The sequence below is a fragment of the Nocardioides sp. CPCC 206348 genome (assembly GCF_048654705.1).
In the GTDB taxonomy this organism is placed as follows: Bacteria; Actinomycetota; Actinomycetes; order Propionibacteriales; family Nocardioidaceae; genus Nocardioides.
In genome coordinates this window covers 1-12,944 of sequence record NZ_JBMCZA010000067.1, presented here as the reverse complement: position 1 = coordinate 12,944, position 12,944 = coordinate 1, and the positions used below count along the sequence as shown (strand labels likewise).

The following is a 12,944-nucleotide window of genomic DNA, read 5'->3' as shown; positions in this document are numbered from 1 at the left end:
ACGCGTCCCTCGGCCTTGCTGACGACCTTGCTGGTGACGACGAGGATGTCGCCGTCGGCGAGCCCGTCGGTCCCGAACGCGGCGAGGACGATGGCGCCGAGGTCGTCACCCGCCGTGATCTCGGGGACGCCGTCGGGAGCGACGACGGTCAGCGGGCCCACGGTGCCACCAGGGTGATCGCGGCGGCAGCCATCGCGGCGGTCGCGTCGTGGTCGGTCATCATCAGCGGTACGGCGGCGGTCGGGAGGCCGGCGGCTTCGAGGCGCGCGACCTGCGCGGCGTCGCGCTCGTCGATCAGCCAGCCGTCGAGCACGCCACCGTTGGCGCGGGCGCCGTAGTTGAGGCCGACGCCGGCCGCGCTGACCTCGACCCCGACGGAGGTGAGCATCTGCTCGGCCATGCCGCGGACGTGGGACTCGCCCACGATGGGGGAGAGGCCGACGACACGGGCCTTCGTCGCACGCACCGCGTCGCGGATGCCGGGCACCCCGAGGATCGTGCCGACGGACACGACCGGGTTGGACGGCGGCAGGATCACCAGGTCGGCGTCCGCGATCGCGTCGAGGACACCGGGCGCGGGCGTGGACTGGTCCAGTCCGACGAAGACGACCGTCTCGGCGGGGACCTCGGCGTGCAGGCGGACCCAGTACTCCTGGAAGTGGACGACCCGCTTGCCGCTCGCGGCCTCGGGGTCGGCGATCGCGACGTGGGTCTCCACCCGGTCATCGCTCATCGGCAGCAGGGTGAGCCGGTCGCCGTACGTCGGCGTCAGCCAGCGCCGGCACAGCGCTGCGGTCACAGCGGACAGCGGATAGCCCGCGTCGAGCATCTGGGTCCGGACCAGGTGGGTCGCGATGTCGCGGTCGCCGAGGCCGAACCAGGTCGGTTCGACGCCGTACGACGCCAGCTCCTCCTTGGCGCTCCAGGTCTCCTCGCGCCGGCCCCAGCCGCGCTCGAGGTCGATGCCCTCGCCGAGGGTGTACATCACGGTGTCGAGGTCGGGGCACACCTTGAGGCCGTGGATCCACCAGTCGTCGCCGGTGTTGGCCAGCACGGTGACGTGGGCGTCGGGGGCCACTCCGGGCAGGGAACCCGAGGCGATACCGTGGAGCAGGCCCTGGAGGAACTTCGCTCCACCCATGCCGCCCGACAGGACAGTGATCCGTCGCACCGCCGAGGCGGGCGTCGAGGCGGGCATCGAGGTGGGCGCCGCCGTGGGGGCCGATTCATGTGTCGTTTCCACAAGGGTCAACTCTGCCGTGCGGCTGATGCGACACGCCCGGCGGGTGTCCATAGCAGATTCGGGCTTGACTACTTGGGTATGACACGTATGTAATTCCAACAGTGTCGTTCGGGCACGGGTCGAGTTGTAAGGGGCGAATCGATGAGAGAACTGTTCCTGGTCGAAGCAGAGTCCGAAGAGCTGGGGTGGCAAGAACGCGCATTGTGTGCGCAGACCGACCCCGAGGCGTTTTTTCCTGAGAAGGGTGGGTCCACGCGCGAGGCCAAGAAGGTCTGCCAGACGTGCGAGGTCCGCGACGACTGCCTCGAGGCAGCGCTCGGCAATGACGAGCGGTTCGGTATCTGGGGTGGTCTGTCGGAGCGTGAGCGTCGCAAGCTGAAGAAGCGCGCGGTCTGACCCGACGCGACGACGGTTCGCCCCCCTCGGACCGTCGCACGTAGGGTCTTCCCGTGTCGCAACATCCCGAGGTCGCCGTCCTCCTCGTGAGTCACGACGGCGGCTCGTGGCTGCCGACGGTCCTCGATGGACTGCTCGCCCAGACGACCCCCCTCGACTCGGTCGTCGCTGTCGACACCGGCAGCCTGGACGACAGCGTTGCCCTGGTGCGCGACGGCCTCGACGGCCGGATCCCGACCCTCCTGCGCAGCCTGCCCGGCAGCGCAGGGTTCCCCGAAGCGATCACCGACGGCCTCGTCGCCCTCGCCGAGAGTGGCCGGGAGCCGGAGTGGATCTGGATCCTGCATGACGACTCGACCCCCGCGCCGGACGCGCTGACGGCGCTCCTCGCCGCCGCGGCCGCGCGCCCGGAGGCCGACATCCTCGGTCCGAAGCTGCGGGAGTGGCCGTCGCTGCGGCGCCTGCTCGAGCTCGGGGTGACGATCAGCGGCACGGGTCGTCGCGAGACGGGCCTGGAGCGTGGCGAGTTCGACCAGGGCCAGCACGACGAGGTCCGCGAGGTCTTCGCGGTCAACTCCGCCGGGATGCTGGTGCGTCGCTCGGTCCTGGAGGAGCTCGGGGGCTTCGACCCCGCACTCCCGATCTTCGGCAACGACATCGACCTCGGCTGGCGCGCCGCCGCGGTCGGTCACACCACGTTGATCGTGCCGAAGGCCATCGTCTTCCACGCCGAGGCGGCCCACCGCGGGGTCCGGCGGACCCCGCTGACCGGGCGCCACACGCACTTCCAGGAACGCCGTGCGGCGTTGTTCACGCTGCTGGCCAACGCCCGCGGCGTGACCCTGCCGTTCCAGGTCGTCCGGCTCGCTCTCGGCTCGGTGCTGCGGATGATCGGGCTGTTCTGCGTCCGGGCCGTGGGCGAGGGCCTCGACGAGATCGCCGCCCTCGTGGCCGTGCTCCGCCACCCCGGCCAGCTGCTCGAAGCCCGACGCTCCCGCGCGGCGGTCGTCGCGAAGGTTCGCGGTGCCGACGGGACGGACCGGGACCGCGTGCGCCGGCTGCTGGCGCCCTGGTGGCTGCCGTACCGCCACGGCCTCGACTTCTTCAGTGACCTGGTCGCCGCGGCGACCAACCAGGCATCCGACGTCGCCGAGCGGCGGCGCATCGCGGCAGCCGAACGGTCGGACGCCCCGCCGCCTGCGCGGCACCGTGACGAGGACGACGAGTTCGCCGACACCGGCCTGGTCGTCCGGTTCTTCACCAGCCCGACGGCCGTCGGTACGGCGATCACGGTGATCGCGCTGCTGATCGGCGTCCGCGACGTGGTCGGCGGCCTGAGTGGGGGTGCCCTGTCACCGACCCCCGACTCCGTGGGTGCCTGGTGGCGCCTCCACCTCGAGGGCTGGCACCCGATCGGGTTCGGCAGCGAGGTGCCGGCGCCGCCGTACGTCCTGCCCCTGGCGGTGCTCGGGACCCTGTTCGGCCCGTCCCTGCTGATCTCCCTGCTCATGGCCCTGGCCGCGCCGATCGCACTGTGGGGCGCGTGGCGGTTCCTGCGGGTCGTGAGCCGGCTGGCGACACCGTACGGCGCCCCGCGCTGGCTGCTGCTGTGGGGATCGGTGACCTGGGCGCTGGTCCCTCTGGCCGCCGGCGCCTGGGGCGGCGGGCGCTGGGGCATCGTCGTGGCCGCGGCGATCCTGCCCTGGCTGGCCCACGCTGCGCTCGGCTTCGCCGACCCGGAGCCCGACCACCGCTGGCGTGCCGGACTGCGCACCGGTCTGGCCCTGGCCCTGATGACCGCCGTCGCACCGTCCGCCTGGCTGGTGGTCGCCGTGCTGATCGGAGTGCTCCTCGCCAGCGCCGTCCGACTGATCCCCAACGAGGTGCGCGAACGTTCCGTCTGGGGACCGCCGGTCGCGGCGCTTGCCGTGCCGTTGCTGGTCCTCTTGCCGTGGTGGCTTCCGGCGCTCCTCGAGGGTGCCTTCGCAGCCACCGTCCTCGACATCGGCCGCTGGCCGACGGTGGCCACGTCCGGCTGGGACCTGCTCGCCGGCCGACTGGCCGGTCTCGGCGCGCCCGCGGAGGCCGGACTGGTGCTGCCCGCGCTCGCACTCTTCGCGCTGCTCCCGACCAGGACCCGGATCCCGGTCGTCATCTGCTGGCTGGTCGCCGCCGTGACCGCGCTCGTGGCGATTCCGCTGACGGTGCCGTCCATCGACCTTCCCGGTACCGCGCAGCAGCAGCCCGGCGTGGGCGCGGTGCTGCTCCTCCTGCACGGTGCCTGGCTCACCGCCGCCGTGCTCGGCGGACTGTCGCTGCACCACCTCGGTGACCAGCCCCGTCCGGTGCAGGCCGGCCTGGCCGTCGGCGGCATCGCCGCTGTCGTCGCCCCGCTCGTCGCGCTCGTGTGGTTCGCCGGCTGGGGCGGCGAGGAGCTCACCGACGACGCGCCGTCCGATGTGCCGGTCTACATGGTCCAGCGCGCGGAGGAGGCACCCGAGAACGGTGTCCTGGTGCTGCGCGGCTCCATCGACGACGGCCTCCGGTACGAGGTCCATCGCGGCGACGGGCCGACCGTCGGCGAGGACGAGGTGGCCGCCCTGACCCCGGAGGACAGCGAGATCACCACGATCATCCGGTCGCTGGTGACCTCGCCGGACGGCGACGCCCTCGATGCGCTGGCCGGGTACGGGATCCTCTACATCGTCCAGGCCGCTCCGGCCGACGGCGCCGTGGCGGCGAGCCTCGACGCGACCTCCGGCCTGGACCAGGCCAGCTCCGAGCGTGGCACCCGCGCCTGGCAGGTCACCCCCGGCCCCGAACCGCTTCCCGGGCACCCGGCCTGGTTCCGCTGGCTGCTGCTGATCATCCAGGGCGGTGCGATCCCGGTGCTCGTGATCCTCGCCCTGCCCCCGCTGCGAAGGAGCCGTGATGACTGAGTCCCCGACCCCGACCCCGGGTGCCGGACGGCGCTCGGTGATCACTCCGCAGCGCCGGATCGACATCATCGTCGCGCTGGCCATCGTGCTGCCGGCCGTGGTCGCGCTGTGCGTCACCCTGATCGGCCGGGAGGGCGACTCGGTCGCCGGCCTCCGCCCGCCGACGACCTCTGCGCTGACCGCCGCCACCGTGGTCTGCCCGGCCGGCCTCGACGCCGCCAGCGGCCCGGTCCGCGCGGTCCGGGCGCCGGGGGTGCCCGGCGGCAAGGTCGCCGTCCGCACGGGTGGGGCGCCCGTCGACGCGGAGGGCAACGGCAGTGCGCAGGGCGCGACCAAGGAGGGCGCAGATCTCGCCGTCGGCGCCGGCGGTGGCGTCGTCGTACCCGCCAGTGGTGGAGCGACGGTGCTCGACGGCCGAGGTGACGCCGCCCCCGGGCTGGTGGCCGGCCGTGGTGACCGGCTCGCCGTGCCCGAGTGCCGTGCCCCGTCGTACGACGAATGGCTGGTCGGGATCAATGCCTCGGCCCGCTACGCGACGACCCTCGAGCTCGTGAACCCCGACGACGGCGACGCGGTCGTCGACCTCGCACTCATCGGTGCCACCGGGCCGATCGACGAGCCGGGCCTCCGCGGCATCCAGGTGCCGGGTCACAGCGTCAAGCGGCTCGAACTGGCGAAGGCGGCGCCGAGGGACGCGTGGTCGGCCGCCCACCTGACCGTCACGCGGGGTCGGGTGACGGCGACCGCGCGCAACACCTTCGACCCGCTCGGTCGCGGTCGCGTCACCACCGACTTCCTCCCGACGAACGCCGAACCCGCGACCACGAACCTGATCCTGGGGATCCCGGAGAAGAAGGGTGCGTCGACCCTGGTCCTGGCCAACCCGGGTGACGACGAGATCCGGGTGACGACCCGCCTCGTGACGGCCGAGGCGGTGTTCACGCCTGCCGGTGCCGAGGAGATCTCGGTCGCTCCGCACTCGATCAAGGCGGTCAACCTGACCAGCCTGCTCTCCGGCGACACCGCGAAGGGTGTCGTCGGACTCGAGCTGGAGTCGACCGGCCCCCTCACCTCCTCGGTACGGCTCCTGTCGAGGACGGACCTGGTCCTGCTCGCTCCGGTGCCGCTGTTGCGCGACCCCGCGGCCGCCGTACTGCCGGTGGGGGCGAAGACCCTGCTGCTCGGCGGCGCGGACCGGACCGGCGTGGTCCACGTGAAGTCCTACGACGCCGCCGGCAAGGTGCTGGCCGACAAGCCGGTCGAGGTCGGGCCGGACCGGGCGGCCAGCCTGGCGCTGCCCCCGAACGCCGTCACGATCACCGTCGAGGCACGCAACACGTCGATCGGCGCGATCGTCTCGATCCCCGCGACGGGACGCGGACCGGGGCTCGCCACGATCCGGGTCCGCGCGGCAGAGCTCCGCTCGCGCATCCCGGTGGTCGTCCCGCAGTAGGCCAGCCCGGGATCAGCCCGGGATCAGTCGGGGTCGGCCGGGTAGCGCGGGTCGACCTCGCTCGGGTCGATGCCGAGCAGCTCGGCCACCTGCTCGACGACCACGGTCAGCACGATGGCCTCGAGGTCCGCGCGGTCGGCCGCACGGTGTTCGAGTGGACGCCGGAAGACGACCAGGCGGGTCGGTGTGGCACCACTGCCGCGCACGAGCGAGGACAGCGGCACCCGGCCGGAGTCCCAGTCGTCGGGCAGCTGCGGGGTGTCCTCGACGGCGTACTCGACCAGGCCGAGGCGTGCCGACCAGCGGCCGTCGATCTCGGTGACGATGTCGAGCATGATCCGGTCGAAGACCTCGCGCCGGCTGCGGGGGCGCGGCGGTCGGGGAGAGCCGAGGGGTCCCGAGCGGGGGAGGACGGCGGGTCCCCGGACGCCTCGTCCGCGGCGATCCCTGCGGGGACGCGGGCGTCCGCCACCGCCGTCCGACTGTTCTGGCTCCACGATCCGCGAGCCTAGCCACCACTGCCTCCCCGGGGCGGTAGCGTCTGCGCCGTGAGCGCGATTCCGGCCCAGCAGGGACTCCGAACCTGCTCCCGCACGGCCTGCGCCCGGCGCGCCGTCGCGACCCTGACCTACGTCTACGCCGATTCCACGGCCGTCCTCGGTCCGCTGGCGACGTTCGCGGAGCCGCACGCCTACGACCTGTGCGAGACGCACAGCGAGCGCCTCTCCGCGCCCCGCGGCTGGGAGGTCCTGCGCCTCGCGCTCGGCACCCAGCAGGCCGGTCCCAGTGGCGACGACCTCCTGGCCCTCGCCGACGCCGTCCGCGAGGCCGCGCGCCCCGTTCGGCAGGTCGTCGAGCCGGTGCGCGAGACGGGTCGCGAGACCGGTCGCAAGGGGCACTTGCGGATGCTCACCTCCGACGACTGATTGTCCTTGGCCGAGCGCGTCTCCGGCACAGAACTGGGGGCAGCGAGCTGCCATCGGCGCCTCCCGCCGCGCTGCCGGCCGGGGCGCTTGCACTAGTGTCCCGTTCATGGCCAGTGCCACGACCTCACCGGACAACCTGAGCAAGGTCTTCAAGGCCTACGACGTACGCGGCATCGTCGGTGAGCAGCTCGACGAGGAGCTTGCCCGCGCTGCGGGTTCGGCCTACGTCGAGGTGCTCGGGATCGACGCCCTCGTCATCGGCTACGACATGCGACCCAGCTCGCCGTCCCTGGCCGGTGCCTTCGCCGACGGTGCGACGACGGCGGGTGCCGACGTCACGATGATCGGCCTCGCCTCGACGGACCAGCTGTACTTCGCCTCGGGCCACCTCGGACTGCCGGGCGCGATGTTCACCGCGAGCCACAATCCCGCGCAGTACAACGGGATCAAGCTCTGCCGTGCGTACGCGCAGCCCGTCGGCGTGGAGAGCGGCCTGGCCGAGATCCGCGACCGCGTCGCCGCCGGCGCACCCGTCGTCGGCACGCGCACGGGTGGGGTCGACAACCTCGACGTCCTCCAGGCCTACGCCGCGCACCTGTTGTCGCTGGCCCCGGTGCAGGGCCGCAAGCTGAAGGTCGTCGTCGATGCCGGCAACGGCATGGCCGGTCACACCGCTCCGGCGGTGTTCGAGCGGCTCGCGGACCAGGTCGACATGGTGCCGATGTACTTCGAGCTCGACGGCACCTTCCCGAACCACGAAGCCAACCCGATCGAGGCCGCGAACCTCGTCGACCTGCAGAAGCGCGTGCTCGCCGAGCGCGCCGACATCGGTCTGGCCTTCGACGGCGATGCCGACCGCTGCTTCCTCGTCGACGAGCGTGGTGAGCTGGTCTCCCCGTCCACGCTGACGGCGCTGATCGCGGCCCGCGAGCTCGCCAAGGAGCCCGGCTCGACGATCATCTACAACCTGATCACCTCGCGTGCCGTGCCGGAGATCGTGACCGAGCTCGGTGGCACCCCGGTGCGCACCCGGGTCGGCCACTCCTACATCAAGGCCACGATGGCCGAGACCGACGCGATCTTCGGTGGCGAGCACAGCGGCCACTTCTACTTCCGTGACTTCTGGCGCGCCGACTCCGGCATGCTCGCGGCCCTGCACGCGATGGCTGCGCTGGCCGAGGCCGATGTCCCGCTGTCGCAGCTGCTCGACGACTACGAGCGCTACCCGCTCAGCGGCGAGATCAACAGCACCGTCGAGGACCAGGGCGCTGTCCTGGTCGCCCTCGAGAAGGAGTACGGCGCCCAGGACGGCGTCACGATCGACAAGCTCGACGGGCTGAGCATCAGCCATGCCGACTGGGCGTTCAACGTGCGCGCCTCCAACACCGAGCCGCTGCTGCGGCTCAACGCCGAAGGAAAGGACGAGCCCACCATGGCCCGAGTCCGAGACGAAGCCCTGGCGATCATCCGGGGTGACAAGTGAGCACCCCCGAGATCTCGCCCGAACTGCTGGCGATCATCGTCTGCCCTGCCTGCAAGGGCGATCTCACCCTGACCCCTTCCGGGACCGACGGCGCCGACGAGCTGGTGTGCGGCGGCTGCGGCCTGGCCTACCCCGTGCGCGACGGCATCCCGGTGCTGCTCGTCGACGAGGCCCGTTCCCCGGCCTGAGCGCCCGGTCCTCGCCATGGTCTGGTTCGACGAGTCCCGCCTGGATGACCAGAGCGCCCTGGGCAGCGCCGACCTGCGGCTGCGCACCCTGGCCGAGTCCGGCGCGCGCGTACGACGTGAGGTGGGCGCCGCCGCAGAGGCGATTGCCGAAGCCGTCTCCCGGTCCAGCGAGACCCGTCCCCGTGCGGTGATCGCCGCCGGGCCGGACTCCCGCCTGCTGCGGGCGGTCCTCGAGCCGTTCTGCCCGGTGCCGTTCGTCGCCTGGCCCGCCCCCGCCCTGCCCGGCTGGACCGGCAGCCTCGACCTGGTCGTCGTGCTCGCCCCGGAGGGCTCCGACCCCGGCACCGCGTCCGCGGTGGCTGAAGCGGCGCGACGCGGCTGCCAGCTCGTGGTCGCCACCCCGTCGGAGTCGCTGGTCGCCCAGCACGCCACCGGCCGCTGGACCACCATCCTTCCGACCGACACCGGCGACCAGCTGGCCACCGCCGTTGCGATGCTGTCGTTCCTCGACCAGATCCAGATCGGCCCGAACGCCGACCCTGACGCCGTGGCGGACGCGCTCGACGTGGTGGCGATCGCTTGTTCGCCGAACCGCGACATCTCGATCAACCCCGCCAAGATGCTGGCCATCTCGCTGGCCGACGCCAGCCCGCTGGTCTGGGGCGGATCGGTCCTGGCCGCCCGGGCCGCGCGCCGCGTCGCGGAGTCGATTCGTCGTACGTCGGGACGCACGGCCCTGGCCGGCGACGCCGAACACCTGCTGCCCGTGATCGAGGCGGCGCGTCCCCGCAACGTCTTCGCCGACCCGTTCGCGGACGACGCGGGTGAGCGCCGTCCGGTGCTGGTGATCCTCGACGACGGGGTCGATGACCCGGTCGTCCGCGACCAGCGGATCCGGCTCGAGGAGGCGTGCCTGGCCCACGACGTACGCATCGAGCACGTGGCCTCCGAGGCGGCCGGCGAGGTCGGTCGTTACGCCTCGCTGCTGCTCAGCGGCACCTACGCCGCGGAGTACCTGCGGCTGGGTCTCGTCCCGGACTGACGGGCTCGCTGGCGGGCTCGCTGGCGGGCCACGGAGCCCGTTTGTCGGGTTGTCGGACACTTGGACTTGGTTCGGCGACTTCGGGTACCAAGGAGTGATGGCCTCCACCTCTCGGGACCCCTGGCTCGACAACGCGAAGATGGCGCTGGTCGCGCTCGTGGTGCTCGGCCACACCTGGGCACTGCTGCCGCCGGGCGGCCTCGGAGGAGGCCTGTACGACTTCCTCTACCTGTGGCACATGCCCGCGTTCGTCTTCGTCTCCGGCTACCTGTCGCGTGCCTTCACGTGGGCCCCGGGCCGGATGTGGCAGCTGGTCACGACGCTCGCTGTTCCGTACCTCGTGTTCGAGGCCGCGCTCGCGCTCTTCCGGATCAAGGTGGGCGGGGAGAACCTCGTCGACCTGTTCACCGACCCGCACTTCCCGCTCTGGTACCTCCCGGCCCTGATCGTGTGGCGGCTCCTCGCGCCGGCGTTCCGGCCGCTGTGGGGTGGCGTCGTGGTCGCGGTGGCGGTCAGCCTCGCGAGCGGCTTCATCGACGGCGAGCTCTCGCAGCTGTTCGACCTCGCACGGATCCTCGGCCTGCTGCCGTTCTTCGTGCTCGGCCTGAAGGCGACCCCGGAGCGGCTCGAGGGACTGCGCTCGCGCTCGGCCACCGTCCTCGGTGCGGCGGCTTTCGCGGTCATCGGCCTGCTCGCGCTGACGCTCGACCGCTGGGCCAGCGGCGACTACCTCTACTTCAAGCCGTACTCGTTCATCGACGCCTCGGGCCAGACCGCCGTGCTGACCCGGTTGCTGGTGCTCGGTGTCGGGATGGCCGGTGCGGTGGCCTGGCTGGCGGTGGTGCCGCGCGTCGGCGGCTGGTTCGCCCGGATGGGCGCGGCGACGATGGTCATCTACCTGTTCCACGGCTTCGCCGTGAAGGGCCTTGAGTACGCCGGCTTCCCCGAATGGGCCGAAGGACGGCCCTGGCTGGGCCTGGCCGCAGCGACCGTCGCCGGGCTCGGCATCGCGTTCGGCCTGGCGGCTCCGCCGGTACGACGGTTCCTCCAGCACGTCGTGGATCCGTTCGCGTCCGCCGACCGCAGGGTCGATGACGCCGTGGCGCTCGCGGTCGTCGTACAGGAGCAGGAGCGGGAGCTCGAAGTGGTGGGGGAGCCGGTCACCGTGGGCCGGTAGCCTTCCGCCATGCCCATCACCTTGACCACCTCCGTGGATGGACAGGCCGCGTGAGCGCCGGACTCTTCGGCCTGCTCGACGACGTTGCTGCCATCGCCAAGCTCGCGGCCGCGTCCATCGATGACGTCGGTGCCGCGGCCGGCCGCGCCACGACGAAGGCTGCGGGTGTGGTCATCGACGACACGGCGGTGACGCCGCAGTACGTCCACGGCCTTGCCGCCGACCGCGAGCTCCCGATCGTCAAGCAGATCGCGATCGGTTCGATCCGCAACAAGCTGCTGATCATCCTGCCAGCGGCGCTGCTGCTCAGCGAGTTCCTCCCGGACCTGCTCCCGATCATCCTGATGGCGGGTGGCACGTTCCTGGCCTACGAAGGCGCCCACAAGGTCTGGCACATGCTGTCGGGCCACGACGACCACGACACCCCGGTCAGCGAGGTCAGCCCGGAGGCCGAGAAGGCGATGATCGCCGGTGCCGTCCGCACCGACCTGATCCTCTCGGCCGAGATCATGGTGATCGCGCTCGCCGACATCGACGACGACGCGAGCTTCTGGGCACGCCTCGCGATCCTCGTGGTGGTCGCCTTCGTCATCACGATCGCCGTCTACGGCGTCGTCGCGCTGATCGTGAAGATGGACGACGTCGGCCTCAACCTCGCCCAGCGCAAGGCGTCCTTCGTGCAGGCGCTCGGCCGCGGCCTGGTGGCCGCCATGCCGAAGCTGCTGTCGTTCATCTCCATCGTCGGCACCGTCGCCATGCTCTGGGTCGGTGGCCACATCCTGCTCGTCAACATCCACGAGGTCGGCTGGTGGGATGCGCCGTACGAGTGGGTCCACGGCATCGAGCACGACATCAAGCACGCGGTGCACGGCTTCGTCGGCGGTGTCCTCGCCTGGCTCGCCAACACCGGCATCTCCGCGGTCATCGGCCTGGTCGTCGGCTCGATCGTCGTCGCCGTCGTCCGGGTGCTGCCGTTCCCCGGGGACAAGGACCCGATCGAGCAGTACGACACGGACGGGTCGTCGGACGCCCCGGCGGGGCCCGCCCACTGACCGTGTCGGCTCAGGGTGGGGGCGTGGGATCGCGTCGCACTGCCGCGACGTGTCTCGTCGGGGCGTTGTTGCTGCTCGTCCTGGGACTGACAGTGTGGTTCGACAACCCGACGGTGAACGTCAGTGCATCGGACTTCACCGGTGAGCCTGCCGGCGAGGTGGGTTGCAGCATCGCGCCGTGGGACGCGGGGCTCAACGAGAACAGCGAGGGGCCGGGCGGCGAGCACCCGCACGACTACTTCGCTGAGGTAGGGGCTGAGTGCTACTCAGCCAACATGGCCAGATTCCGTGGAGCCGTCGGCCTGGCTGCACTGGCGCTGCTCCTGACGACCGTTGGGGTCGTCCTCGCCCTTCGGGCGTCACGCACTGCGGCACCCGCACGCGGGCATGCCTCGGACCCCGCTGGTGGGCGGGGTTCGGGGCGTGGGGGTCAGTGACCGTCGGGATCGGGTGACCGGGGTGGGTCGAGGGCGCGGGTGCCGTTGGGTCCGACGAGGAAGTGGTGGCCGTGCGGGCTGATCCACAGGTAGTGACCGGATAGCACGACGAGATAGGACCAGTTCGAGAACGTCTTGGCGCGGTGATGTCGCCTGCAACCCGGGGCGAGGTTGCAGGGGCAGGTCGGGCCGCCCTTGTTGTACGGGACCACGTGGTCCAGATCGCACTTCGCGGCCGGCCTGCCACACCAGGGGAACCGACAGGTGTGATCCCTTTGTTCGACGATGCGTCGGATCCGGTCGGGGATCTCGTAGGAATCGACCGGCACGCAGTCGGCGAGGTCGATCACCGGGCGCACTGTCACCGACGTGTTGGGGGCTTGGAGCCATTCCTTGATCTGCGCCGTGGAGACCGGGGTGCGGCCCTGGTCCCAACGCCCGACAGGGTTCGCGAACGGGTTGACCTTGTTCAGGGTGGTGTCGGTGATGTGGACGCTCATCTCGACCTTGCGACCGGGGACGGTGGCGATCACCTCACCGGTGTCGGGGTCGGCGAAGAGCAGGTCAAGGGAAAGGTCTTGGCGGGCGATGTCGCCGACGGACTTGGC

The 12,944-nt window shown here is 71.7% G+C and carries 14 protein-coding genes; 10 read left to right on the top strand and 4 right to left on the bottom strand.

Features of this window, described 5'->3' with window-relative positions:
• On the bottom strand, positions 1 to 161 hold a 161-nt coding region (locus ACOADB_RS02855), incomplete at its 3' end, for a coenzyme F420-0:L-glutamate ligase (RefSeq protein WP_378596411.1).
• A complete protein-coding gene (gene cofD, locus ACOADB_RS02850) occupies positions 149 to 1,198 on the bottom strand; it encodes a 2-phospho-L-lactate transferase (RefSeq protein ID WP_378596410.1) in 1,050 nt (349 codons plus the stop codon). The genes ACOADB_RS02855 and cofD, both read right to left, overlap by 13 nt.
• 186 nt (positions 1,199 to 1,384) lie before the next feature.
• On the opposite strand from cofD, the gene ACOADB_RS02845 reads away from it, so the two are divergent.
• From ACOADB_RS02845 to ACOADB_RS02835, 3 genes are read left to right on the top strand one after another with little or no spacing between them, the layout of a single operon-like run.
• Positions 1,385 to 1,639, top strand: coding sequence for a WhiB family transcriptional regulator (locus ACOADB_RS02845; RefSeq protein WP_182380013.1), 255 nt, complete (start codon positions 1,385 to 1,387; stop codon positions 1,637 to 1,639).
• A gap of 53 nt (positions 1,640 to 1,692) precedes the next feature.
• A complete protein-coding gene (locus tag ACOADB_RS02840; protein ID WP_378596402.1) occupies positions 1,693 to 4,578 on the top strand; it encodes a glycosyltransferase family 2 protein in 2,886 nt (961 codons plus the stop codon).
• Positions 4,571 to 6,031 carry a DUF5719 family protein gene (locus ACOADB_RS02835; RefSeq protein WP_378596401.1) on the top strand — a complete coding sequence of 487 codons (1,461 nt, stop codon included), beginning with the start codon at positions 4,571 to 4,573 and terminating at the stop codon, positions 6,029 to 6,031. The genes ACOADB_RS02840 and ACOADB_RS02835 overlap by 8 nt, the downstream gene beginning before the upstream one ends.
• A gap of 23 nt (positions 6,032 to 6,054) precedes the next feature.
• Here ACOADB_RS02835 and ACOADB_RS02830 read toward each other — a convergent pair whose 3' ends face one another.
• Entirely contained in the window at positions 6,055 to 6,366 is a 312-nt protein-coding gene (locus tag ACOADB_RS02830; protein ID WP_378596400.1) for a metallopeptidase family protein, read from the bottom strand.
• 213 nt (positions 6,367 to 6,579) lie between these two features.
• Between ACOADB_RS02830 and ACOADB_RS02825 the strand changes: the two genes are divergently transcribed.
• The 7 genes from ACOADB_RS02825 (at position 6,580) to ACOADB_RS02795 (ending at position 12,336) form a co-directional block, all read left to right on the top strand.
• Positions 6,580 to 6,957 carry a DUF3499 domain-containing protein gene (locus ACOADB_RS02825; RefSeq protein WP_378596399.1) on the top strand — a complete coding sequence of 126 codons (378 nt, stop codon included), beginning with the start codon at positions 6,580 to 6,582 and terminating at the stop codon, positions 6,955 to 6,957.
• A 106-nt stretch (positions 6,958 to 7,063) separates the two neighbouring features.
• Positions 7,064 to 8,440, top strand: a complete 1,377-nt coding sequence (locus tag ACOADB_RS02820) for a phosphomannomutase/phosphoglucomutase (RefSeq protein WP_378596398.1) — start codon at positions 7,064 to 7,066, stop codon at positions 8,438 to 8,440.
• Positions 8,441 to 8,451: 11 nt separating this feature from the next.
• Positions 8,452 to 8,628, top strand: a complete 177-nt coding sequence (locus tag ACOADB_RS02815; protein ID WP_378596409.1) for a Trm112 family protein — start codon at positions 8,452 to 8,454, stop codon at positions 8,626 to 8,628.
• Between the two features lie 16 nt (positions 8,629 to 8,644).
• Positions 8,645 to 9,670, top strand: a complete 1,026-nt coding sequence (locus tag ACOADB_RS02810; protein ID WP_378596397.1) for an SIS domain-containing protein — start codon at positions 8,645 to 8,647, stop codon at positions 9,668 to 9,670.
• Positions 9,671 to 9,767: 97 nt separating this feature from the next.
• The gene (locus tag ACOADB_RS02805; protein ID WP_378596396.1) at positions 9,768 to 10,847 is read left to right on the top strand and encodes an acyltransferase family protein; all 1,080 of its coding nucleotides are present in this window, start codon (positions 9,768 to 9,770) and stop codon (positions 10,845 to 10,847) included.
• A 50-nt stretch (positions 10,848 to 10,897) separates the two neighbouring features.
• On the top strand, positions 10,898 to 11,899 hold the full coding sequence (locus tag ACOADB_RS02800; RefSeq protein ID WP_378596394.1) for a DUF808 domain-containing protein: 1,002 nt from the start codon (positions 10,898 to 10,900) through the stop codon (positions 11,897 to 11,899).
• 23 nt (positions 11,900 to 11,922) lie between these two features.
• Positions 11,923 to 12,336, top strand: coding sequence for a hypothetical protein (locus ACOADB_RS02795; RefSeq protein ID WP_378596393.1), 414 nt, complete (start codon positions 11,923 to 11,925; stop codon positions 12,334 to 12,336).
• Here the strand turns inward: ACOADB_RS02795 and ACOADB_RS02790 are convergent.
• The coding region (locus tag ACOADB_RS02790) for an HNH endonuclease signature motif containing protein (RefSeq protein WP_378596392.1) at positions 12,330 to 12,944 on the bottom strand (615 nt) is incomplete at its 5' end. The genes ACOADB_RS02795 and ACOADB_RS02790 overlap by 7 nt on opposite strands.

What these genes read in the sequence shown, in the direction of transcription:
- cofD (WP_378596410.1), bottom strand. Translation starts at nt 1,198, where the DNA reads ATGCCCGCCTCGACGCCCGCCTCGGCGGTGCGACGGATCACTGTCCTG.
- ACOADB_RS02845 (WP_182380013.1), top strand. Translation starts at nt 1,385, where the DNA reads ATGAGAGAACTGTTCCTGGTCGAAGCAGAGTCCGAAGAGCTGGGGTGG.
- ACOADB_RS02835 (WP_378596401.1), top strand. Translation starts at nt 4,571, where the DNA reads ATGACTGAGTCCCCGACCCCGACCCCGGGTGCCGGACGGCGCTCGGTG.
- ACOADB_RS02830 (WP_378596400.1), bottom strand. Translation starts at nt 6,366, where the DNA reads ATGCTCGACATCGTCACCGAGATCGACGGCCGCTGGTCGGCACGCCTC.
- ACOADB_RS02820 (WP_378596398.1), top strand. Translation starts at nt 7,064, where the DNA reads ATGGCCAGTGCCACGACCTCACCGGACAACCTGAGCAAGGTCTTCAAG.
- ACOADB_RS02810 (WP_378596397.1), top strand. Translation starts at nt 8,645, where the DNA reads ATGGTCTGGTTCGACGAGTCCCGCCTGGATGACCAGAGCGCCCTGGGC.
- ACOADB_RS02805 (WP_378596396.1), top strand. Translation starts at nt 9,768, where the DNA reads ATGGCCTCCACCTCTCGGGACCCCTGGCTCGACAACGCGAAGATGGCG.